We start from the raw sequence: 23,093 nt of genomic DNA on the forward strand, positions 1-23,093 counted from the left end.
GAAATTAATTTAAAGGTAAGGTGAAATAAAATGTAGATCCCTCATCTACTTTACTAGAAACTCCTATGTTCCCGTGATGTTGTTTTATGATTTCCGAACAGATGAACAGGCCGATCCCCATTCCATGAAACTGCAGTGAAGATTCTTCCACACGGTAGAATTTCCTGAAAACGGCATCCTGCTTGAAATCCGGAATACCGATGCCAAAATCAGTAACATTTACCTTTACTTCCTGCTCTTCTTCATCTACGAAGGTGGTAACAATTACCTGATTATTTTGGGGTGAATATTTGATAGCGTTGGTAAGAAAATTGATGAGCACCTGCTCTATGCGGATTTCGTCCAAAGGAATAAGAATATCGGGTTTTATTCCGTGTCTTTCTATTCTTACTTTATTTTCGTCGTGGGTCTGTAGAATGGTTTCAATGGCATTCTGAATCACATGTTCCAGATTGGTAGGCTTTTTATTGATTTTCAGTTTTCCGTTTTCTATTTTGGAAACATCAAGAAGATCTGTAATTAAGCTGTTCAGCTTCTCGATCTGATCCTGAGCTTTCATGACAAAGCTTGCCTCCATGGTTTCTTTGTCCAGCTTCAGTTTTCTGTCCAGCAGCTGAATGTAGGCTTTAATGCTTGTAAGAGGAGTTTTCAGCTCATGGCTGGCGATGCTCAGGAATTCGTCCTTTTCCTTTTCTACTTTCTTCTGGTCATCTATATCTGTAAAACTTCCTACCCAGTTTTTAATGGCATTTCCATGTTGTACTGGAGTTACACGCAAAAGATGATAACGGAATTCTCCTGATTCCAGATTTTTGATCCTTATTTCCAGATCAAGAGCATTTCCTTTTTTTTTGCTGCGCTCCAGCTCTTCTTTTATATTGAGATCATCCGGATGCGTTTCGGGAAAATCTTTTTCAGACTTAGAATATTCGTACCATTTCCTGTTTACAAAGTCTACCTCTCCTTTTTCATTTAATGTAAAAGCTATTTGGGGCAGAGATTCCAGCATCAGGTGAAAATGATCGATCTGGGATTTCATGGTCACCTGGGATTCCCTTCTTCCTTTCACCTCCAGTTCCAGGCTTTGCTGCGTTTTTTTCATCGCGAGATTCTGCTCCTGCAGGTTGTAGAAGGTTTTCACTTTCAGCAGCAGGATTTCCGGGTCTACCGGCTTGGTAACATAGTCCATACCACCGGAAGCATAGCCTTTGGCTATGAATTTTTTCTCTGTATTTACAGCAGACAAAAATATAATGGGAACTTCTTTCGTTTTGCTATAGCCGGCCAGTGTTTCCGCCACCTCAAACCCATCCATATCCGGCATCTGAACATCCAGAATTATTAAAGCATAATCATTTTTCAATGCTTTTCCCAGTGCCTTTTCACCGGAATCTGCGGTATCTACCTGAAAATCTTTGGATTCAAGCAACTTCTTTAATGAATAAAGGTTGCTTTGATTATCATCAACAATTAGGATCATAAAACGTAAAATCAATAATTATTTTAAACTTACAAATCTTTCAAAATTACTTACAAAATTCCGAAAAACAGTAATATTTTAACCATTTCTGCTTACATACCACATTTATAAAGTTTTTCAATTATAAGTGAGAAAAATTTAAACATAAATTTTTCAACCTCTTTTCTCCCACCAGTTCAAGGTTTTAGCTTTAATATTTTCTATTTTAAAATATGTTTAATGAAAATTTTCCTTATATATCGGGATTCTCGGCATAGTGTTTGAATAGAGAATGACAACACTTTTTCACTTAAATATATATTTTTCCAATTGTAACCCCTCTTTTTGCAGGGGTTACTTGTTTTATTTTAATTTATTTTTAGCTTCTGTTTAATTTTTACTTTTTCCACTTTTTAATATGAAAAAGAAAATTATACACCACATCCAGCACTAATGGCACAACTTCTGATATAGCCAACACACACTCTTAAATCAAAATATTATGTCGATCAAATCAAAGTGGCTTTTTGCACCACATGTAACGGCTATTCTTGTGCCACGCCTTCAGAAAAAAAATACTGCAGTCATCCGGATATCATTGATCATTTCTTTTATCACGGTGAGCCTTGGTTCGCACTGGATCATGATACATTTGAAGAATCCGTAAACCAAGAAAACACAGAATTGCGAACTCTGAATCTGGATGAGCACATGAAAAATGACCACGCTTACTGTCATTGCATCAAGAAAGCAGCGCCACAAACCGCTAAATTCATTCATGAAACTGCAGATACGTATGCAGAACCATTTCTACAGGAAAATTATGATCTTGACAATGATATTTATTTTAAAGATCTTTATACCTACAATAATTTCCACTGGATCAGCGCATCAAACAACCACTACAGAAATACAGGAACATAACAGCAAATTCATCCCATGAAAATCGCTACCTACAATGTAAATGGTGTCAACGGCCGGCTTCCGGTACTTCTTCGGTGGCTTGAAGAAGCTCAGCCCGACGTTGTCTGTCTTCAGGAGCTGAAAGCACCGCAGGAACGTTTTCCCATTGAAGCGATTCGTGATGCAGGATATCAGGCAATCTGGAAAGGTCAGAAAAGCTGGAACGGCGTGGCCATCCTATCCAGAGGTCATGAAATAGTGGAAGTACAGCGCAGCCTGCCCGGAGATGATGAAGATGTACAGAGCAGGTATATTGAAGCTATTATAAACCAAATGGTGATCTGCTGTCTCTACCTTCCCAACGGAAATCCTTACCCAGGGCCAAAATTCGATTATAAGCTGGCCTGGATTAAACGTCTTCAAAAAAGAATGAATGAGCTGATTAAAATGGAACTTCCCGCTATAGTCATCGGTGATTTTAATATCATCCCGACTCCGCTGGATGTTCATAAGCCGGAACGTTGGGAAAATGATGCCTTATACAGAATTGAGGTAAGAAAAGCATATCAGACTTTATTAAAGAAAGGCTGGCTTGATTCTATCAGGACCCTGTTTTCTGATGAAAAAATCTATACATTCTGGGATTATTTATACAAAGCCTATCAGCGTGATGCAGGAATTCGACTGGATCACATCCTCCTGAGCCCTTATCTTTCTCCATCACTGAAGTCCGGTGGTGTGGACAAGCATGTTCGGGGCTGGGAAAAAAGCAGTGATCATGCGCCTGCATGGATCGAACTTGAAAGGTAGGTTTAAGAAATTAGTATTAAATTTAAACTAAAAAAATTGAAGCTTCCTTTATCCTATTATCGAAATCCTGATACCCTTTTCTTAGCTAAGGACCTTCTTGGCAAAGTATTATTTACGAACATCAATAATGTCATAACCTCCGGGATAATAGTAGAAACGGAAGCCTATCTGGGCGCCGGTGATAAAGCTTCTCATGCTTATGGAAACCGCCGGACCGGCCGGACAGAAACTTTGTACAGCGAAGGCGGTGTTTCTTATGTGTATCTATGCTATGGAATTCATTATTTATTCAATGTCGTAACTTCTGTGGAAGATGATCCTCATGCTGTCCTTATCCGCGCAGTTGAACCCTTTCATGGAAAAGAAGCGATACAGATAAGACGGAATATGCCCGCGGAAAAGCCATCCATATCATCCGGGCCGGGCTCAGCCGCAAAAGCATTAGGAATAGATGCTGCCTTTAATAAAAAAGATCTGAGCAGCGAAGAAATCTGGATTGAAGATGTCGGCATCCAGTATTCGGAAAATGAAATTGTGTCTAGTCCGCGTATTGGGGTTGCGTATGCGCAGGAAGATGCGCTTCTGCCCTTTCGTTTTTTTGTTAAGGGCAATACATATGTAAGTAAACCGAGGTTATAGTTTTCTTTTGCTTTTTTGATATTATATACTACCATCTCTTATCAATGTGATTTGCCTCATAAAGAAAATATTTTCTGTTTGCTAAGTTTGAGTAACCAAATTATTTAAATTATGAAAATCATCTATTCCAGCACACTTCTTCTGTGCGTGCTCACAGCCTGTACAAAATCTGAAACACAATACCGCGACAAAGAAAACAAAAGGGAAACGGTAAATGACAGAGCTTCAGATACCATAAAACCTTTAAATGAAATATCAGACACCCTCAGGATAAAGGGTGACAGTACAGATGTAAAAACAGATAATGAATAGTTATTGCTAAAATTAGTATTAAAATTAAATTAATGAACCCAAAAGGCAGATTATTAATTATTGGCGGCAAAGAAGACAGGGACGACAACCAAATAGAAATGAAAGAAAAAAACCATGATTTTTCACCACATGAAATCCTCAAGCTCCTGACAGCCTCAAAAGATGACCGGATAGAAGTCATTACCACCGCAAGCTCCGAACCTGAAGAGATGCGCGAAACCTACACTAAAACATTCAACGAAATAGGATATACCAATTTTGATTTTCTGGATGTATGTGATGAGCAGGTGCACAGCGATTTTCATCTCAAAAGAATTTCAGAAGCCAGGGCTGTCTTTTTTACAGGCGGCGATCAGAAGCGGATCTGCGAAGTTTTGAAAGAATCTGTTGTAAGAAAACTTTTAATGGAAAAATACCGGAATGAAGAAGGTTTCACCATCGCAGGAACAAGTGCAGGAGCTATGTGCATGCCGGAAATTGTAATCCTGGAAGCAGAAAACGGCGAAGCCATGCTGGAACATGATATTGATCTGGGTACCGGCCTTGGCTTTATTGATAACTGTATTGTTGATACCCATTTTGTACACCGTGCAAGATTCGGGAGGCTGGCTCATGCCGTTATTCTACACGAAAATTGCTGGGGAATCGGATTAGGTGAAGATACCGCGCTTCTTATCGAGGAAGGAAATAAAGCTACCTGTCACGGTTCCGGGATGGTATGGCTTCTGAACGGGTCGGAAATCAGGCAAACCAATATTAAAACCGTAGAAAAAGGTCATCCCATCTACGCAGAAAACCTTAAAGTCCATATTTTGACAGACAAATGCAAGATTGATCTCAGCAAAAATATATTTACAGGAAGTGATGAATCCGAGAGTTAATAATCATTACAACACTTAATCATTATATGCTGATTTGTATTGATGCAATTAGTTTTTTCTATTTTTAATAAGGTGGTCGTGAAATGATATTTTCCTAACTTGTATGCTTTAAACAAAATCTAATAATATCATGTTTAAATCTTATACAAAAGATACTAAACCTGATCAGATTATTGTTTAAACCAACTAAAGAAATAGCGAGATCATTTTATGAAAAATAAAGATATTAATTTTCAAAAAGGCTTTACATTCAGCAAGCATATCCCGGAAGAAATATCACATTTCGACCGGGTTTTCGATGTTTTTAAAGACCTTCTCACCCATACTTCCGGCGATATTGAAGAAGCCTTCGAGTGGCTGGACGTACTGGATAAGGAATACAATATCTTTAGTGATGAGTATACCCTTGAAGATTTTGAAGAAGACCTTAAAAAACGCGGTTATATTCGGGAAGAAAAAGATTCCGAGGACGGAAATTCAGGAACAGGGAAAGGCAGAAATGTGCTGACACCCAAACTGGAAGCTACTTTGAGAGAATATGCCCTGGACCAGATTTTCGGGAAGCTTAAAAAAAGCGGAACAGGAAATCACCGCACATCAAAAACAGGAATCGGGGATGAAAGGGACGGTGAAAACCGAAATTTCCAATATGGTGACGACCTTTCAGCCGTCAATATGACCGAAAGTCTGAAAAATGCCCAGATCAATAACGGGATTTCCGACCTTCGGCTCACAGAAGAAGACCTGATTGTAGAAGAAACCAAGCACAAAGCCCAGATGAGCACCGTTCTGATGATCGACATCAGCCACTCCATGATCCTGTACGGTGAAGACCGTATTACGCCGGCTAAAAAAGTGGCCATGGCATTGGTGGAATTAATCAACAGGAAATATCCAAAAGACTCCATAGATATTATTGTTTTCGGGAACGAAGCATGGCCTATTAAAATCAAAGACCTTCCCTATCTCCAGGTTGGGCCTTATCATACCAATACAGTGGCCGGGCTGGAACTCGCAATGGATATCCTCCGGAGAAAAAGAAATACCAACAAGCAGATTTTCATGATCACCGACGGTAAACCCAGCTGCATCAAGCTTCCCAACGGAGAATATTATATGAACAGTGTAGGACTGGATCAAACCATTGTATCCCAATGTCTTAATAAAGCAGCACAGGCCAGAAAGCTTAAAATCCCGATCACTACTTTTATGATTGCGCAGGATCCTTATTTAAGACAATTTGTGAATGCTTTTACCGCTCAAAATAAAGGAAAAGCCTTTTTGACAGGGCTTTCCGGATTGGGAGAAATGATTTTTGAAGATTACGAAAGAAACAGGATCAAAAGGATTTAGAAAAAGCTGGAAACTGGGTGCTGTTCAGATCAGATCAGATCAGATCAGATAAATTCAAATAATTATATGGAATTGGATTAACGATCCACTATTCAACCATTAGAAATAATAAAATTTAAAATGAAAAACGATATTACATTTAAGGAATTAAAAAATTCCGGTTATGTTGATCAAACGATTAATGAAGAAATCAAATCTAATTTAATTGCAAAAATTAAAGCTAAAGAGCCTGTATTTGAAGGACTTTGGGGCTACGAAGATTCTGTGGTGCCTCAATTAAAGAAAGCCATTCTTGCGGGTCATCATATTAACCTTCTCGGCTTGCGCGGACAGGCCAAAACAAGGATTGCCAGAAGCATGGTAAGCCTTCTCGATGAATATATGCCGATTGTAAAGGGCTCTGAAATCAACGACAGTCCTTTTCATCCCATTTCAAAATATGCCAGAGATCTTATTGCTGAGCTTGGTGATGAAACCCCGATTTCTTGGGTTCACCGCTCAAACCGTTTCTTTGAAAAACTGGCCACGCCGGATGTAAATGTAGCTGACCTTATCGGTGATATCGACCCTATAAAAGCAGCAACCCTCAAGCTTCCCTATTCTGACGAGCGCGTTTTACACTACGGAATGATTCCGCGTGCCAACCGCTGTATTTTTGTCCTGAATGAGCTTCCTGATTTGCAGGCGAGGATTCAGGTTTCTTTGTTCAATATTTTGCAGGAGGGTGATATCCAGATCCGCGGATTCCAATTAAGAATGCCTTTGGACATACAGTTTGTATTCACCGCAAATCCTGAAGATTACACAAACAGAGGAAGCATCGTAACCCCTTTGAAAGACAGAATCGGTTCCCAGATTTTCACCCATTATCCAAAAACCATCGCTCTTGCGAGACAGATTACGGAACAGGAAGCAGTGATTTCAAATGAGGATAAATCAAAAATACAGGTTCCGGATTTAGCAAAAGACCTTTTGGAAGAAGTAGCCTTTGCAGCCCGTGACAGTGAATATGTAGATGCAAAAAGCGGTGTGAGCGCCCGTCTCACCATCAGCGCCATGGAAAATTTAATGGCGGGAGCAAAACTACGCCTGATAGAATCCGGTGCGGATAAAACAACAGTCCGCCTGATTGATTTTATGTCTGTAATCCCTTCAATAACAGGGAAAATAGAGCTTGTATATGAAGGAGAACAGGAAGGCGCCGATTATGTAGCCAAATTATTAATCGACAAAGCGGTAATGACACAGTTTGAAAGCCTCTTCCCACGCATCTCGAAACTGGAAAAAGAAGGAATCAAAACGCCTTACACAGACTTAATCAAGTGGTTCAACAAAAATCATCTTGAGCTCAACTACAATGATTCAGACGAGGAATTCTATAAAAAGCTTAACAGCATCACCCCACTGGTAACCGTGGTAGAAGAAAATGTATCCGATTTCAGCATTGAAGACCAGAATTTCTGTAAAGAACTGGTGCTTTGGGCATTAACGATAAGCAAAAAACTGGATAAATCTGAAAATCAGAATGCTTTTACTTTTGATTCTGCGGGGATCGGGCAGTATTTGAGGAATTGAGATTTTTTAAAACAAACTAAAAAAGAGACTGTTGTATAGCAGTCTCTTTTTTTATGGAAAAACTATTTTTAGTTTCCGTGTGTCAATTTTTCAAATAATGCAGGTATCCATATAAGCAGCAGCTGATATAGAAAAATCATTCCATGTACTATTTTTGAAAAAAATTACTCTTTTAGTATTTTCATAATTGATTCTAAAATCACCATTATTACTTAACAATTTATTGTTTTCTACACTAATGAAATTCTTCAGTACATTTAATGCTACTATTGATAATGAAAACAAGACCAATATTAAAAGTAATTTATTTGAAATAGTATCATAAATTGTGTTCAGATAAAACAATGCTGCCAAACCGATTACCAAGCCTATAACACACAATTTTATATTCTTTCAAAACTTAATTCTCCCGTATTCCACAACATCATTTTTTATCAATTATTACATTTATCTTTGCTTTATTCTTAAAATAATAAAATTTGGCTAAAAATATACTGATAATTTTCTTTTTGTCTTTGTTTTATCATGTTTGCAGTCAGAAATATAACATTCAGCACTACAATACGGATAACGGGCTTCCACAAAATAGTGTGAAAGATATTATTAAAGATAAATATGGCTTTATATGGCTCACCACAGAAAACGGCATTGTAAGATATGATGGGGCAAATTTTCTGGTTTACAAAAATTTTCCTTTAAACAGCCAGCGTTTTACCTATTTTTATGGTTCTCCGGAGAAAGACAGCATTCTCACTACCGGTGAATATGGCAACATCATAGTGCTGCATGACAAAAAGCCTGAAATCAGCAAAAGCAATAAATCCTTATATAAAAATATTATTTTTAAAGATCAAGCAGACTATCTGCTGTATCAGTCGAATTACAGTTATTCGGCGGGGGTGGATGTCAATTATTATATCAGGATAAAAAAAGGGATTTACTATATAACGGACGATTCTATTGTATATAAACCTTCCGATAAAGACCCTGGAACCTCCTTAAGAATAAATTCAATTTACAAAAACGGTCCAAGCTTCTTTGTCCTGGACGGATCGTTATTTTACATCAATCATCAATCCCGTAAAATTCAGCAGATAGAAAAAGGAAAAATCATTAATACCTTTCATGGGCCCCTGTTTACTGACCCTAAAAGTAAAATGATATGGAGCCAGATCAATAATCAGGTCTTTATCGTAAATAACAATATCATTTATACCTGTTTTTTTCATGATAAGAAATTCAGGATAGTAAAGCTTATCCAAATGCAGGATGATATCAATCAGGACAATCTTATCAGTGTATATTATGATAAATTCTATCAGAATCTTTACCTCGGGAGCGGTACTGAAGGTCTTCATATCATTAGCTTTCCAAGCTTCACAGCTTCTAAAAATCACTTAAAACCTTCTTCCAATTTTTACGCTACACTACCCTACGATGATTCTTCCGTGATAAGTTATTCCGGAGACGTATACAACAGGTACGGACTCGTACAGGATTATGGATTCAAAAATATTTCTTCCTTTTTCATGAGCTATGATCCGGATAAAAATATTATGGTAAGAAATGAAGGAGATGTAAGAATTTATAAGAAAGAAAATAACTATTCCAAGTTTACTTCCGTTCCCAAAAAAGATTTTTTTCTAAAAGATTTTTTCTTCGATGAAAACAATTATTACACACTTGCAGTAAAACAAAAAAAAGACGGCACACTGGAGTTTTACGGAATACTTTCCATATTCAGTAAAGGATCTTTTACTTCATTAAAAAAACAGATCATTTTCAGGGATGAGGTAACAAAATTTATCCGCCAGGATCAAAACAACATTTTGGTGGGTACAATGAGAGGTCTGTACAGGGTTTCACTCAATACCAATACAATTTATACCTTAACTCCAAATGAAAAAGTATCAATCCGAAATATTATTAAATCAAAAAAAGGATATTTCTGGATCACTACCCTAGGAAAAGGCTTTTACCTGCTCAAGGATAACCGACTTATTAAAATGCCGCGCGACAGCAATGGTAATATTTCTTCCTCACACACCGTCATGGAAGATGCTAAAGGATATCTCTGGATACCCACCAATAACGGATTGTACAAAGTACCGGAAAGCCAGCTGCTGAAATATGCCGCTGATAAAAAAACAAGGGTAAATTATTACCGCTATTCAAAAGATTCAGGGTTTATTACGAATGAATTCAACGGAGGCAGTAACGTAAGCGGTAATATGCTTAAAAACGGAGAATTTGTGCTACCTTCCTTAAACGGCCTCGTATTTTTTGATCCTTTAAAAATAAAAAGCTATTATCCTCAAAACATGTATATTGAAAGAGCGGTAGTGGATGGCAAAGAAGTTTATTTTAAAGATAATTTATATGTAAGTCAGGAATCGGACCGGATGGATATATTTATTGATGTCCCTTATTATGCCAATCAGGATAATATTTTAATTGAAGCAAAGCTGGACGGCCATTCCAAAAAAAGCTGGCAGCCGATAGGTAAAGAACGGAAATTTTCAATTTCAAACCTAAGCTACGGAAATCATACGCTCATTGTAAGAATGCTTGTTTCAGATACCGGAAAATTTGTTTATAAAAAGATTAATATTATCATTCCGCCCTATTTTTATCAGACAGTCTGAAATTTGTTGTTCTTTTTATTTTAATATTTCTTTTGTATTTATTAATAAAATGGAGAATAAGCTTTCTGAAACAAAAGAATGCCGAGCTGGAAAAAATTGTAAGCCACCGTACCAAAAGCCTTTCTGATAATATTGAAAAGCTGGAAATGACCAAAACGCTGCTTCGTAAGGAAGTGGAACAGCAGAAAAAACTCATCGGAACTATCACCCACGATATTACAACACCGATAAAGTTCATTGCTTTTACGGCTAAGGAAATGCTGGAAAAAAAAGAGTTTGATCAAAAAAGAACTGAGAAAATTTTCAATTCCATCTATAAATCATCAGATCAGCTGTATAATTTTACCATTACGCTGAAGGAATATGCCGATATCTACAGCCATCGCTCAGAAGAAAAATATTTTTATTCCCTTCATAAGCTTATAGAAGAAAAAAAGACACTGTTCACGGCCATTGCAGAGAATAATAATACCGTTATTACCAATACTGTAGATGAATCTCTGCATGTGAGGATCAGTAAAAGCATCCTGGCGGCTATTCTACACAATCTTTTGGATAACTGCGTGAAATTCACAGAAAACGGGAAAATTACAATCAGCAATACCATTGAAAATGACAATATTATTTTGCTTATAGAAGACACCGGAATCGGAATGGATGAACATAAAATAGAATATTATATGGAACTTCAGGAAAACATTGAAAGCGAAAAATTATTATTGCAGAAATACGGTATGGGGCTGCATCTTGTGCTCCAGCTGCTGCAGATGATCGACAGTAAAATTGTTTTCAAAAAAAATACACCTAAGGGAACTTCTTTTAAACTAATTCTTACAGACAAAAAAAATGACTAAACATATTTTAATAGCCGATGACCACGACATCGTATTGGCAGGAACAAGTTTAATTTTAGAATCAAGGCTGGAAAATGCTGTTATTGACCAGGCTGAAGACTATCCGGAAGCCATAGACAAGATTTCAAAAAAGAAATATGACCTTGTCATTTTGGATATAAACATGCCCGAAAGCAAAAACAAGAAAATGATCTCCGAGATTAAAGCAATTGATCCCGATATTAAAATTCTCATATTTTCTGCCTATGAAGAAGAAATAGCTGTGCAATACATTAAAGAAGGTGCCAACGGATATCTCAGCAAGCTGAGCAAAGTAGATGAGATCTCGGAAGCTGTAAGCAGGATATTTTCTGAGGGGTATTATTATCCGTCAGGTATTGTGAATCAATTGCTGCAGTCTTCACCGCTGGATTCCATTAAAAGTTTATCTAAAAGAGAGTATGAAATTTTTACATTAATGGCCATGGGAGACGGAAACCTCGAGATTTCGAATAAATTAAATATTCAGATGCCCACCATCAGCACGTACAAAAAAAGAATATACACCAAGCTGAAAACCAATAATCTGGCAGAGCTTATCAGCCTTTATAAAATCCATATATCTTAAATAAAAGGTTAAGTATATTGGGTTGGAGGATGGAAGAGAGAAGCTGGAAGTTATTGTTGTACCTAGAATTTCTGATGTTGTCATAAAATTGATAAAGTATTTTTAAAAGAATAACAAATACTAAATTGTAACTGTTTTTTTCAGCGTCAACAAACTTCCCTCTCCATCTCCCATCCTCCTTACTCATCAAATAAAACAATTTAAAACCACAAAAACAATACAACCTGTGTAGAAAATTTTCTACACGGGTCATTATTTTATTCTACATAAGGTGAGTTTTTTTATAGAACTTATTCTATAATTTTATGCCTGTGGTAAACGTATCGCTTTAATGCACTAAAACAAGATTTTTTGCAGTAAGAAAAGAATAGACAAGCCTTGGATCTTTGTATGCAGCGTTGCATTACTTCCCTAAAACTAAAAGCCTAAAACTAAATAAAATGCGAAAAGATTTAACTACATTATTCAAAGCAGTAGGATTCCTGATGTCTTCTATTGCTTTTGCCCAAACAGGAAACATCGGAGTAAACACCGCGAATCCCGGATCAACAATGGATATTAACGGATCTGTAGCAGCCAGTTATCTTGCAGTAACTGCCACCACCTATAATCTTACAGCCACAGATTTCCACGTATCATACAATGGTACTGCCAATGCTGTATTTAATCTTCCCGCCGCCATCAGTGGAGTTGGGAATTTTAAAGGCCGTATGTACACCATCAAGAATAATACCAGTTTTTCTGTCAGAGTAAACCCTGCAGGATCGGAAACTATTAATGGAAATACAAATGTTTTGGTACCTGCAAATCAGAGCGTGCAATTAATCAGCACGGGGCTTACAGGAGCAAGCTCCACCTGGGAAGTTGTTTCATTGGGTTCGTCTTCTACCGGAGATTATATTATTGTAAAACCAACTGCTTCACAATCTATAACTACCGGATCTGATGTAACTTTCGGCTCTGTAGTTGCTACCAATAATATTACGTACAGTGCAGGAGTTTTTAATTTAAAAGCTGGCAAAACGTATGTTCTTCGATGTCAGCTTCATGCTACAGAATTCTCTATTGCTAATGGTTACGCTGCTTATCAATGGGTTGACGCTTCAAATAATGCCCCGTTGCCTACCACCACTTTAGGAGTTGTGGATGCACTTAACAATTATCCTGCATCTTCAATAGGTGGCCAGCCGGAAGCTTATGCAATCTTCAAACCCGCAGCAGATACTTCCGTAAAAGTAAGAATGGAAACTGGCGGAGGAACGGCACTGCTGCACGGATCCATTGGCTTCATGTCAATTACAGAACTTTCAGGCGGTAACGGCAGCGGAGGAACCACAATCATTAATAACAATATCACGGCAAGCAATGGTACAAACATGTCCGGTTCTGATGTGAGATTGGGAGGCACCTTATCTCAGGCAACAAATATTGATACAGCAGGAAATAACCTGAGCGTTAACGGAACAGGAAAAGTTTTGGTAGGTACCAATACAGTTCCTACGGGTGCTTCCAATGCTAAGATTGTAATAGATAACGGGACTACCAATGGTGCATTACAGATAAAAGACGGCACACAGCAGCTGGGCTATGTATTGACAAGTGATGCCAACGGGCTTGCAACATGGTCATCTACTGTTACGACAGCATTTGCAGATAACTGGACATCTTATACAGGAACATTGGTTAATCCTTTTGAGGGTAATTCAGGGGCTGATAATCTATATACGGGAATATCAGTTGTAATTCCTGCAAAAGGATGGTACTATTTCCGTTCAGGACTTACCCTTACATCCACTTGTAATGATTATTGGCTTTATATCGCTGGTATTGGAGACGTATGGAAATCTTATTGTGGTACTTCCAGCCCTGAAGCAGTTAATTTTATTCCAAGAGATCAAAATAAAGTGTTATACTTCCCTGCACCAGGAACTTATCCTGTAGTAGCTCATAAAACGAATTATGTCGTTCCACTTAGTTTTAATGGTGGTAACCCTCCATTCTATTTAGACTTTGTAAAATTCCAAAATTAATCAACACAACTTTTGAATAAATAATATGAAAATACCATCTATTTTTATCTCCCTCCTGTTATTTTCAGGTGTGATGACTTACTCCCAAAGTGGAAATGTAGGTATAGACAATTCAGCACCGGGCAGCAAGCTTACAGTGAACGGGTCATTTGCTGCTACCTACAGACAGGTTTCCGCAAGCGGTACTGTTGGAATTAATGATTATTACGTCGCTTATAACGGCGGAACTAACGGAACCTTAACCCTTCCCGCAGCCATAAACGGCACCGGAAACTTCATAGGTAGAACTTACCATTTTAAAAACACAGGAACAGCAACCCTTTCGGTAGCCGCAAGCGGAACAGAGCTCATTGATAATCAGAGCGGAGCCGGTGTATCATCTGTAAATGTACCTCCAGGTTACTATGCTTTTTTTATAAGCAAAGGAACAGCTACGGGAACAACATGGGAACTCATCTTACTTTCAAGTTCAGACAGTCTTCCTGCAGCGGCATCTACGTATGCTTTTTCTACGGTAAGTACCACCACAAGGCAGACTCTTCCAGCTACTACCGGCCCTTTTATTGGCACAGAAATCAATTATCCGGAGGGAGCTGTACTTAATACCGGAAATGCTTTTAATACATCAACAGGACGTTTTACAGCACCTACAAACGGATATTATATGTTTTACGGTTCTACGCAATTTGACAACAGTTTGGTTTCGGGAGCTCCAACATTTAATTTTGCACTGCTTTACCTAATTAAAAATTTCAGTACCACTCCCAATAATGTATTGGTACAGTCTTTTCAGCCAAATCCAGGAACTCTTGTGGGCGTAAATGTTTCATGCATTACCTACTTGAATGCAGGAGAAACGGTAAGTATGGCTGGTGTAGCCGCAGTATCGAGCGGTAGTGTATATCAGGTAGTCGTGAGCTCACTTTACGGATATAAAATTGCCAATTAATTAAAGGTTTGCACTTATAAATTAAACTAAAAAAGGTTCTAATAACACAAAAAAATAACCATGTAACCCCTCATTACATGGTTTTTTATTTGGGGAAAATTAAATTAATTGTCTCTGTGGTGCCCTATTTTCAGCTCACGTTCCACTTCATCAATTTCCGGGAGTGCAGAATCATAGCTTTGCTCAATATATTGTAAGATGCTTTGATCCGTTTCACTACTAAGCTTCCTTACAAAAAACTGGTTGTTGGATTTCAGGTAATCAATGAAAACCTCCGGTTTTTGCCCTGTATTAATTGCTCTTTTATCATCATTTACAATGACTTCATTGAAATCCGTATTCATAAGCACCGTCTGGAAGAAAGAATCGCCTGCCAGGAAAGTATGAAGGTAAAAATCTTCAAATTTCATCACCTTTTCATTCGTGCTGAGAAAAGCGCAGGTATCCCGGGTAAAAATCACCCATTTTCCGCCTATAAAAAGAGTTATTCCCTTCATGAATTCCCGTTTGTAGATAAGAGAAGAAATGCGATAGGCCAATTCCGTAAAATGGTTGTGAATTCTCTGCAGCGTATCCGGTCTGTAAAACTTCTGGTCGTAGTAAAAAAGGTAATTCTTGTGCCTGTTTTCCGTAAGAAATTTCCTGATAATATCCTGGGATTTCAAGGGATAGTCTTCCCCGCTCAGGTTAATGAAAATATCCCATTTTGAACTTACATTAAGAAGAAATTCCATTGCATTGATTTCCGCTTTAATAATATTAAATCCACCCGAATTGATGTTCATGCTTTCCAGAATATAAGCATTAGGAAACTGTACGAGAAACTGCTGGATCTCTTCAGTAAATTCTTCTTTAGCCTTTCTGTCGATATGGATGAGGTAAAACTGATCCCGTGTATAGATCTTCCGGAAAAGCGCCTTGAACTTTTCAGGATGATGGTGTACCATAATAAAGTACGCAATTCTTACCAGCGGTATTGAAGAGGTTTCAGACGGCTCTGTTTCAGGCAGGGTCTGTGGAGTAAATGTCTGCATTTTTTGGAGATTATAAATCATCCGCACCGTGCAAACAATTTTTCAGTGGATCAATGTACAAATAATTTTTTGATAATCAATTAATTAAAAAGCTTGCTATTCCAAATATTTGTTGTATGTTTGCATAAGAATAATAAAACAGGCCTCTGCCTCTGCTTTCTGTTACAGTTTAGAATATCATTTTTTTCTTTTTCAGTTTTTGCCTTTTCAGCTGCCACATTTTATATTAAATCTTTTACAGATGAATATATGCATTGGTAATCTGAACAGCCAGAACCCAGAAAAACAACAATCAGAGCTTTTAAAAATAAGCCGAGTTTCATGTGATATTTTTATATTACAGCAGAATAATCAGCAAGCAGCAACATACACAAAATTTCTGCCTGCATCTATATATCAGCATTTTAAAATAAGTCTGATATCCTAAAGCCTTAAAAAGGCAATCTCAAAACAATGAATTTCAAAAATTTAAATTTAATAAACCCTATTATCCGCGCTGTCACCGAAGCAGGATATTCTAAGCCTACCGATATCCAGAGCAAGGCGATACCGCACATTCTGGATGGCAGGGATATCATAGGATGCGCACAGACGGGAACAGGGAAAACAGCGGCTTTTGCAATGCCGGTACTGCAGCTTTTGAAAAAGCACAGCCCCGAGCATATGGGAATCCGTACACTGATTCTTACTCCTACAAGGGAACTTGCCCTTCAGATTGAAGAAAACTTCAAAATCTACAGTAAGTATCTGCCATTATCACAGCTTTCCATTTTTGGAGGAGTATCTCAGGGAAGCCAGATTTCGGCGCTGAGAAAAAGAGTGGATGTTCTTATCGCAACACCGGGAAGACTTCTCGATCTTTGCAATCAGGGACACATCAATCTTTCGAAAATAGAAATTCTGGTGCTGGACGAAGCAGACAGAATGCTGGACATGGGCTTCGTAAATGATGTTAAAAAAGTACTGAATCTGGTTCCGCAAAAAAGACAGACCTTGTTCTTTTCTGCTACAATGCCTGATTCTATAAGAAAGTTTGCAGATGGCATCCTGAAAAACCCTGTTGAAATCACGGTAAACCCCGTTTCATCAACAGCGAAAACAGTGAAGCAATCTGTATATTTTGTAGAGAAAAATCACAAGACAGGTTTGCTTATAAGCCTGCTGAAGGATCAATCTATCCTTCGTTCTCTTGTTTTTACAAGAACTAAGCACGGAGCAGACCGATTAGTCAAACAATTGGGGCAGACTGGGATATTTGCAGCGGCAATTCATGGAAACAAATCTCAGAATGCAAGACAAAAAGCTCTGGAAGATTTTAAGAGCAGTAAAATCCGTGTGCTGATCGCCACAGATATTGCGGCAAGAGGAATTGATATAGACGAGCTTTCGTATGTAGTGAATTATGAGCTTCCCAATGTTCCCGAAACCTATGTTCACCGTATCGGAAGAACAGGAAGAGCAGGAATGGAAGGCAAAGCAGTGTCATTTTGTGACGAGGAAGAACGTACTGATCTGAAGAATATTCAGAAGCTGATAGGCTTTACAATGCCTATTATTAAACAAACCAATTTATTTCAGTAAGATTTAAATTAAAAACAGGAAAAAATTATTCGTGGCTGTTTTTAACAGTGAAATGTAAAGAATCTGCCACAAATATTAATAAATAACAACAATTTTTAATACAATTACAATGCAAGAAGGCACAGTAAAATTTTTCAATGAAGCAAAAGGCTTCGGATTTATATCTCCATCAAACGGAGGTGAGGACATCTTTGTACACTCTTCAGGATTAAGCAGCAGAACCATTCGTGAAAACGATAAGGTAACATATGATATAGAGCAAGGAAAAAAAGGATTAAATGCAGTTAATGTAAAATTAGCTTAATTTACCACAAAAAAATAATTTCGATTATTAATTTGAGCCCCGGTTGGGGCTTTTTTTATGTCAATTTTCAGGATTGATTTTAATTTAGATTTAAATTTTATCTGCAACGCAACATTTTTTCTTCATTTTGTCACGAAAACACTCGAACTGATGGTATAATTAAGGCCTGACTAAGAAATATTCATTCTTAATCAGGCCCAGTTTTGTTCCGTACTTGTATAATTTCGTTAGATGTGAATTTTATACATCCAAAACAGGATAAATTTATCTTTAAACCGAAAACTCTTCCTTACCTGAAAAAACTTCCATCAGTACTTTCGCGATTCTTTCTTTTTCATCCTCAGAAAGATTAGATCCTGAAGGCAGGCAAAGGCTGTTTCCGAAAAGAGTTTCAGCTACTTTTCCTCCATAGTAAGGCGCATCTGCAAAGACCGGCTGCAAATGCATCGGCTTCCAGATCGGTCTGGATTCTATATTTTCTTCAAGAAATGCAAGACGAAGATCTTCATACGTTTTTGATGATTTTGACTCGTCTATTGTAATAACAGACAGCCAGTGATTGCTGTAAAAGTCTGAGCCCGGCTCTGTGAAAAGCTCTACGGCATCCATATTTTTACAGATTTCAGCATAAAAATCATGGACTTTTCTGCGGCCTTCTACCCTTTCAGTAAGAACTTCCATCTGGCCACGCCCGATTCCCGCGCTTACATTACTCATTCTATAATTATAGCCGATATGAGAATGCTGGTAATGAGGTGCTTCATCTCTTGCCTGAGTGGAAAGAAATACAGCTTTGTCTTTATCTTCCTGAGAATGGCAAACCAGAGCTCCCCCTCCTGAAGTGGTGATAATTTTATTACCGTTAAATGACAAAATACCGAAACGTCCAAAAGTACCGCAGGCTTTTCCTTTATATTTTGAACCTAATGATTCCGCAGCATCTTCTATCACCGGAATATCATATTCTGCAGCTATGGATAAGATCTCATCCATTTTTGCCGGCATCCCGTAAAGATGAACAACAATGATGGCTTTTGGCTTCTTACCTTTTGCAATCCTGTCTGTGATTGCTTCCTGCAATGCATCCGGACACATATTCCATGTATCTTTTTCAGAATCTATAAAAACGGGAGTTGCTCCCAGATAAGCTATGGGATTGGCGGAGGCAGAAAATGTCATAGACTGGCAGATTACCTCGTCTCCATGATTCACATCGCATTCAATTAACGCCAGATGTAAAGCAGCCGTTCCCGCTGAAAGGGCAGCTACTTTTACGTTTTCATTTAAGAATATTTCCAAATCTTTCTCGAAGCCGTCTACGTTGGGTCCCAGAGGGGCGATCCAATTGGTGTCAAAAGCTTCCTCAATGTACTTTAATTCGTTCCCTCCCATATGGGGGGAGGATAACCATACTTTTGATTTCATATTTTACTATTCTAAATTTTACTATTCTAAATTTTTAAACTTTTACTTTTTATGATCTTCCCGGGATTGCCGACTACTGTGCAGCCGTCCGGAACATCATTAATAATAACCGCTCCTGCACCAATGGTGCACCACTTCCCGATTGTTATTCCTTGTATTACGCTTGCTCCTATCCCAATGTGAGTGCCTTCACCTACGTGCACGTTTCCGCCCAGGGCGGCATTGGGGGAGATGTGTACATAATCTTCCAGGACACAATCATGATCTATGGAAGAATTGGTATTAATAATACAGTGCTTTCCTACTCTTACTACAGCATTGATAGTGACGCCGGGCATTACAATTGTGCCTTCCCCTATTTTTACCCTTTTGGATATGACAGATTTGGGATGAATCAATGTAACATAGCTGAACAGCTCCCCTCGATTCACTATTCTTCTCCGTATTCTGTTATTGCCTATAGAAATAAGTATTTCTATATCACGCTCCGGAATTTCGTGAAGAACGGGATAACTCAGAACTTTCTCTTTGGAAGGATTTTCATCAATGTATGCTTCTATCTTGTAGCCGCATTCTTCTGCGATATCAGCGACTACTTTTCCGTGACCACTTGCTCCGTATAAATACATATTCTATCTACATTTTAATTAATTATTACCGTTAAAGGCTTCTATCGTTGCCTGTCCCTCCTGATTGATTCCTTCTTTTTTTATTACCTTTTTTAAAGTAAGAAGGATCACCTTACAATCTGTTGCTAAAGACAGATTATTGATATACCATAGATCCAGCTCAAATTTCTGTGTCCAGGAAATGGCATTTCTTCCGTTCACCTGCGCCCAGCCTGTAATCCCCGGGCGTATGCTGTGCCGTCTCCTCTGAGACTCGCTATATAAAGACAGATATTGCGGCAATAATGGTCTGGGACCAATAAGCGCCATGTCTCCTTTCAAAACATTAATAAGCTGCGGAAGCTCATCCAGTGAGGTCTGGCGGATAAAACTCCCTACAGGTGTCAGCCTTTCCGAATCCGGAAGGAGATTACCCTGTGCATCTTTTTTATCATTCATCGTCTTAAACTTGATGATATTAAATATCTTCTCATTCAATCCCGGCCTTGCCTGCACAAAAAACGGCTTCCCCTGGTTCGCGAAATACAGCAATACCGTAACAATGACGAAAACCGGTGACAAAACAATAAGCGCCGTCAATGCGATTAAAAAATCAATAACTCTTTTAAAAAAAAACTTATACACGGTATTCTCTTTCTTTAATCAGTTTTCTATATTCACCCAACAGGGCTTCCCAAACCACTGACTGCTCATAGCGGGATGCAATAAGCTCCCTCGCATTCATCCTCAGCTGATGATAATATTCTTCATCCAAAATAAGCCTTTCCATCGCGTTTTTCAGCTTTTCGCTGTTTTTTACCGGAACTATGATCCCGTTTTGATCTTCTATAATAATTTCATTGCATCCGTTAATGTCTGAAACTATGCTCGGCAATTCCATTGCTCCGGCCTGCATCACGACATTTGGAAAACCTTCACGGTAGCTTGGGAAAGCCAGCGCATGGGAAATTGCAAAATAAGGACGCACATCTTTCTGAAAGCCCACGGAAATGATATCCGGGTTATTTTTAATTTCTTCTAAAGTTTCCTGCTCAAGCGGATCCAATTCCTGTTCAACAGGGCCGACCAATAAGAGCTTTGAGCGTTTTCCTGTTTTATTTAATAATGAAAAGGCTTTTACCAGCTCATTAATCCCTTTATCACCTACCAGTCTTCCCACGAACACAAGAACAAAGTCTGAATCTTCTATGTTTAATTCTTTCCTTAGGCTTTCTTTTTGGGCTCCGGTAACCTGTTCCGGTGAAAAGTGCTGTAAATCAATCCCGTTAACATTACCGTTTCCAATTACTCTTAAATATTTTGAGGTTATTTTATAATTAATCAAATCTTTCTTAACCCCCTCTCCTTCAGGATAAATATGCGTTGCCGCCCAGCACAGCAGCTGATCCATCGTAATAAGCAGCTTCTTCGACACCCCTTTTCTTGTAGGAAAAATAAGTCCCGTAAACGTATGGATCCGGACAGGAACTCCTGCCATTTTACCTGAAAGCATTGTTAAAAGCCCTGCTTTCGGGGTAATGGAATGTACAATGAGCGGCTTCTCTTTTTTTAAAATTTTATATAATCTGTAAAGAGAAACTGCGTCCTTCAAAGGGCTGATTCCTCTTTCCATATTCACTTTAATTGTTTTTATACCTTCTCTTTCTTTCACCTCGTCCAGCAACTCGCCCTCGGAAGAGATTCCCACCACTTCATAAAATTCGCTCAGGTATTTCAACTGCCCTTTTAATAAGACATTTAAGGACAATGGTATGGTAGATGTCCGGATTATTTTCATGTCTAATACAGGGATTGAATATCTTTTATTAATCTGTTTCTGCTCTCTGTCACCAAGCCCATTGACTGTGCCAGCTGCGTTTTTATACCATCATATTCCAATATGGCCTTATCAAACATATTGACCAGCAGATCCGGCTCCACATCCTGAATCTGAACCACATAATCATCAAGATTAAAATCTCCCATAATACCCAAAGCCTTATTACCGCCGTAGCCTATCGCAATAGAAGGAACAAGGGATGTTAATGAGAAAATAATGGAATGAAAACGCGTTCCGATAAAGAAGTAGAAATTAGAATACACGGCCTTCAGGGTATCGCAAGGGAGGTTTTCATTAATCCAGATCAAATTCTGGTGCTGAATTTTTTCCAGCAAATCTTTAATGGCATTTCTGTCGTCCTCATGGGAGTTTGGCCCTAATGACTGGTTGCACAATGCGACTTTGTAACCTTTATCCAGCATGTGCTTTGTAAGCTTTACCACAGAATCAATGTACTTTTTGTACAGCCCTTCCGGATTTGATAATCCCGGAAAACGCCAAGGCCTGATAGTTACTCCTACAATTTTATCTTCTTTGGACAGATTATATTTTTCTAATATTTTCACAGCTTCTTCCTGGCTTCCTTTTTCAAGGAAGAACCCAAGATCCATCTCTACGGGAATATTTTTTCCCAACAGCTCACCTAAACTTTTAGATGAAACGTTTTCTCTTGCATACACAAGATCCAATTGATTAAATACCGTTGTTACCTGCTTTTTAACCGTTAATCCTATAAAAGGACCGTAAGAATTCGGTAAAAAGACCACTTTTTTACCCAAAGCCTTTGCAAGCCTTACATAAAATAAAAAATACCACATGAGATAAGGCGCCGTTTTTTCACCATAAGCATGGATGAAGCCGCCCCCTTTTACAAAAATGGTTTTTGCGGCATGAAACTGCTTAACGGTCTGGTACGTCTTATTATCAAAGTTTTTTCTTACTTTCTCCAGATCATTGCATATTTTAATTAAATATCTGGTGTTTTTGAAATCCATTCCTGCGTTTTTGATCTGCTTTAAAAGCTCAAGCCTGGATTCCTTAATATGCTCTCCTGATTTATGCTGCCCTCTTCTGGGGTGTTTTAAAATATTGTCTAATAATTTGAAGCCATGCTCTTCAGACTGTTTGCACAGCAATGCTCTTTCTTCCTCATTATCACCGGCATCCAGTATATATACTTCGTCATAAAGGCCTGTATCTTTGGCCAGCCTCCAGCTTTCCCAGACTAATGCCTGGTCTCCTTTATTCAAATCTGTTACTCCGGGTACTATTATAGCATTCATT

Annotated in this window: 21 protein-coding genes; 14 read left to right on the forward strand and 7 right to left on the reverse strand. The window is 38.2% G+C overall.

What is annotated here, in order from left to right; genetic code table 11:
• Positions 1 to 4 precede the first annotated feature (4 nt).
• On the reverse strand, positions 5 to 1,480 hold the full coding sequence (locus tag H560_RS0108170; RefSeq protein ID WP_027379590.1) for a hybrid sensor histidine kinase/response regulator: 1,476 nt from the start codon (positions 1,478 to 1,480) through the stop codon (positions 5 to 7).
• 498 nt (positions 1,481 to 1,978) lie between these two features.
• On the opposite strand from H560_RS0108170, the gene H560_RS0108175 reads away from it, so the two are divergent.
• The 12 genes from H560_RS0108175 (at position 1,979) to H560_RS22320 (ending at position 15,017) form a co-directional block, all read left to right on the forward strand.
• Complete coding sequence (locus H560_RS0108175; protein WP_027379591.1) at positions 1,979 to 2,383, forward strand: hypothetical protein; 405 nt, start codon at positions 1,979 to 1,981, stop codon at positions 2,381 to 2,383.
• 15 nt (positions 2,384 to 2,398) lie between these two features.
• On the forward strand, positions 2,399 to 3,172 hold the full coding sequence (gene xth / locus H560_RS0108180) for an exodeoxyribonuclease III (protein WP_027379592.1): 774 nt from the start codon (positions 2,399 to 2,401) through the stop codon (positions 3,170 to 3,172).
• A 36-nt stretch (positions 3,173 to 3,208) separates the two neighbouring features.
• Positions 3,209 to 3,811, forward strand: coding sequence for a DNA-3-methyladenine glycosylase (locus tag H560_RS0108185; protein ID WP_027379593.1), 603 nt, complete (start codon positions 3,209 to 3,211; stop codon positions 3,809 to 3,811).
• 111 nt (positions 3,812 to 3,922) lie between these two features.
• Positions 3,923 to 4,123: a hypothetical protein gene (locus H560_RS0108190; protein ID WP_027379594.1), complete on the forward strand. Its 201-nt coding sequence runs from the start codon at positions 3,923 to 3,925 to the stop codon at positions 4,121 to 4,123.
• 32 nt (positions 4,124 to 4,155) lie between these two features.
• The gene (locus H560_RS21310; RefSeq protein WP_034752398.1) at positions 4,156 to 5,004 is read left to right on the forward strand and encodes a cyanophycinase; all 849 of its coding nucleotides are present in this window, start codon (positions 4,156 to 4,158) and stop codon (positions 5,002 to 5,004) included.
• A gap of 210 nt (positions 5,005 to 5,214) precedes the next feature.
• Positions 5,215 to 6,357, forward strand: a complete 1,143-nt coding sequence (locus H560_RS0108200) for a vWA domain-containing protein (RefSeq protein WP_027379595.1) — start codon at positions 5,215 to 5,217, stop codon at positions 6,355 to 6,357.
• Between the two features lie 120 nt (positions 6,358 to 6,477).
• Positions 6,478 to 7,932 carry a sigma 54-interacting transcriptional regulator gene (locus tag H560_RS0108205; protein ID WP_027379596.1) on the forward strand — a complete coding sequence of 485 codons (1,455 nt, stop codon included), beginning with the start codon at positions 6,478 to 6,480 and terminating at the stop codon, positions 7,930 to 7,932.
• A 479-nt stretch (positions 7,933 to 8,411) separates the two neighbouring features.
• Entirely contained in the window at positions 8,412 to 10,577 is a 2,166-nt protein-coding gene (locus H560_RS0108215; RefSeq protein WP_027379598.1) for a ligand-binding sensor domain-containing protein, read from the forward strand.
• A gap of 32 nt (positions 10,578 to 10,609) precedes the next feature.
• A complete protein-coding gene (locus tag H560_RS23310; RefSeq protein ID WP_027379599.1) occupies positions 10,610 to 11,431 on the forward strand; it encodes a sensor histidine kinase in 822 nt (273 codons plus the stop codon).
• Positions 11,424 to 12,038, forward strand: a complete 615-nt coding sequence (locus tag H560_RS0108225) for a response regulator transcription factor (protein ID WP_027379600.1) — start codon at positions 11,424 to 11,426, stop codon at positions 12,036 to 12,038. Before H560_RS23310 ends, H560_RS0108225 begins: the two co-directional genes overlap by 8 nt.
• A 440-nt stretch (positions 12,039 to 12,478) precedes the next feature.
• Positions 12,479 to 14,068: an autotransporter outer membrane beta-barrel domain-containing protein gene (locus H560_RS0108235; RefSeq protein ID WP_027379602.1), complete on the forward strand. Its 1,590-nt coding sequence runs from the start codon at positions 12,479 to 12,481 to the stop codon at positions 14,066 to 14,068.
• A 25-nt stretch (positions 14,069 to 14,093) separates the two neighbouring features.
• Positions 14,094 to 15,017, forward strand: coding sequence for a complement C1q domain-containing protein (locus H560_RS22320; protein WP_155844977.1), 924 nt, complete (start codon positions 14,094 to 14,096; stop codon positions 15,015 to 15,017).
• A 104-nt stretch (positions 15,018 to 15,121) separates the two neighbouring features.
• On the opposite strand, the gene H560_RS0108245 is transcribed toward H560_RS22320, so the two are convergent.
• The gene (locus H560_RS0108245; protein ID WP_027379604.1) at positions 15,122 to 16,051 is read right to left on the reverse strand and encodes a beta-1,6-N-acetylglucosaminyltransferase; all 930 of its coding nucleotides are present in this window, start codon (positions 16,049 to 16,051) and stop codon (positions 15,122 to 15,124) included.
• 453 nt (positions 16,052 to 16,504) lie between these two features.
• Between H560_RS0108245 and H560_RS0108250 the strand changes: the two genes are divergently transcribed.
• A complete protein-coding gene (locus H560_RS0108250; protein ID WP_027379605.1) occupies positions 16,505 to 17,632 on the forward strand; it encodes a DEAD/DEAH box helicase in 1,128 nt (375 codons plus the stop codon).
• A 109-nt stretch (positions 17,633 to 17,741) separates the two neighbouring features.
• Positions 17,742 to 17,936 carry a cold-shock protein gene (locus tag H560_RS0108255; RefSeq protein ID WP_027379606.1) on the forward strand — a complete coding sequence of 65 codons (195 nt, stop codon included), beginning with the start codon at positions 17,742 to 17,744 and terminating at the stop codon, positions 17,934 to 17,936.
• 270 nt (positions 17,937 to 18,206) lie between these two features.
• On the opposite strand, the gene H560_RS0108265 is transcribed toward H560_RS0108255, so the two are convergent.
• The 5 genes from H560_RS0108265 to H560_RS21320 are packed head-to-tail and all read right to left on the reverse strand — an operon-like array spanning position 18,207 to position 23,092.
• Positions 18,207 to 19,361 carry a DegT/DnrJ/EryC1/StrS family aminotransferase gene (locus tag H560_RS0108265; RefSeq protein WP_027379607.1) on the reverse strand — a complete coding sequence of 385 codons (1,155 nt, stop codon included), beginning with the start codon at positions 19,359 to 19,361 and terminating at the stop codon, positions 18,207 to 18,209.
• Positions 19,362 to 19,387: 26 nt separating this feature from the next.
• The gene (locus H560_RS0108270; RefSeq protein WP_027379608.1) at positions 19,388 to 19,990 is read right to left on the reverse strand and encodes an acetyltransferase; all 603 of its coding nucleotides are present in this window, start codon (positions 19,988 to 19,990) and stop codon (positions 19,388 to 19,390) included.
• A gap of 18 nt (positions 19,991 to 20,008) precedes the next feature.
• A complete protein-coding gene (locus tag H560_RS0108275; RefSeq protein WP_027379609.1) occupies positions 20,009 to 20,614 on the reverse strand; it encodes a sugar transferase in 606 nt (201 codons plus the stop codon).
• Entirely contained in the window at positions 20,607 to 21,767 is a 1,161-nt protein-coding gene (locus H560_RS0108280) for a glycosyltransferase family 4 protein (protein ID WP_034752400.1), read from the reverse strand. Before H560_RS0108280 ends, H560_RS0108275 begins: the two co-directional genes overlap by 8 nt.
• A 2-nt stretch (positions 21,768 to 21,769) precedes the next feature.
• Positions 21,770 to 23,092, reverse strand: coding sequence for a polysaccharide pyruvyl transferase family protein (locus H560_RS21320; protein WP_051289222.1), 1,323 nt, complete (start codon positions 23,090 to 23,092; stop codon positions 21,770 to 21,772).
• Between the last annotated feature and the right edge of the window lies 1 nt (position 23,093).

Source organism: Chryseobacterium daeguense DSM 19388 (assembly GCF_000430825.1).
Taxonomy (GTDB): Bacteria; Bacteroidota; Bacteroidia; order Flavobacteriales; family Weeksellaceae; genus Chryseobacterium; species Chryseobacterium daeguense.

Bases quoted from the DNA above. Each gene is read 5' to 3' on its own strand.
- H560_RS0108170 (WP_027379590.1), bottom strand. From the start codon at position 1,480: ATGATCCTAATTGTTGATGATAATCAAAGCAACCTTTATTCATTAAAG.
- xth (WP_027379592.1), top strand. From the start codon at position 2,399: ATGAAAATCGCTACCTACAATGTAAATGGTGTCAACGGCCGGCTTCCG.
- H560_RS0108190 (WP_027379594.1), top strand. From the start codon at position 3,923: ATGAAAATCATCTATTCCAGCACACTTCTTCTGTGCGTGCTCACAGCC.
- H560_RS21310 (WP_034752398.1), top strand. From the start codon at position 4,156: ATGAACCCAAAAGGCAGATTATTAATTATTGGCGGCAAAGAAGACAGG.
- H560_RS0108200 (WP_027379595.1), top strand. From the start codon at position 5,215: ATGAAAAATAAAGATATTAATTTTCAAAAAGGCTTTACATTCAGCAAG.
- H560_RS0108205 (WP_027379596.1), top strand. From the start codon at position 6,478: ATGAAAAACGATATTACATTTAAGGAATTAAAAAATTCCGGTTATGTT.
- H560_RS0108225 (WP_027379600.1), top strand. From the start codon at position 11,424: ATGACTAAACATATTTTAATAGCCGATGACCACGACATCGTATTGGCA.
- H560_RS0108235 (WP_027379602.1), top strand. From the start codon at position 12,479: ATGCGAAAAGATTTAACTACATTATTCAAAGCAGTAGGATTCCTGATG.
- H560_RS22320 (WP_155844977.1), top strand. From the start codon at position 14,094: ATGAAAATACCATCTATTTTTATCTCCCTCCTGTTATTTTCAGGTGTG.
- H560_RS0108245 (WP_027379604.1), bottom strand. From the start codon at position 16,051: ATGCAGACATTTACTCCACAGACCCTGCCTGAAACAGAGCCGTCTGAA.
- H560_RS0108250 (WP_027379605.1), top strand. From the start codon at position 16,505: ATGAATTTCAAAAATTTAAATTTAATAAACCCTATTATCCGCGCTGTC.
- H560_RS0108255 (WP_027379606.1), top strand. From the start codon at position 17,742: ATGCAAGAAGGCACAGTAAAATTTTTCAATGAAGCAAAAGGCTTCGGA.
- H560_RS0108265 (WP_027379607.1), bottom strand. From the start codon at position 19,361: ATGAAATCAAAAGTATGGTTATCCTCCCCCCATATGGGAGGGAACGAA.
- H560_RS0108270 (WP_027379608.1), bottom strand. From the start codon at position 19,990: ATGTATTTATACGGAGCAAGTGGTCACGGAAAAGTAGTCGCTGATATC.
- H560_RS0108280 (WP_034752400.1), bottom strand. From the start codon at position 21,767: ATGAAAATAATCCGGACATCTACCATACCATTGTCCTTAAATGTCTTA.
- H560_RS21320 (WP_051289222.1), bottom strand. From the start codon at position 23,092: ATGAATGCTATAATAGTACCCGGAGTAACAGATTTGAATAAAGGAGAC.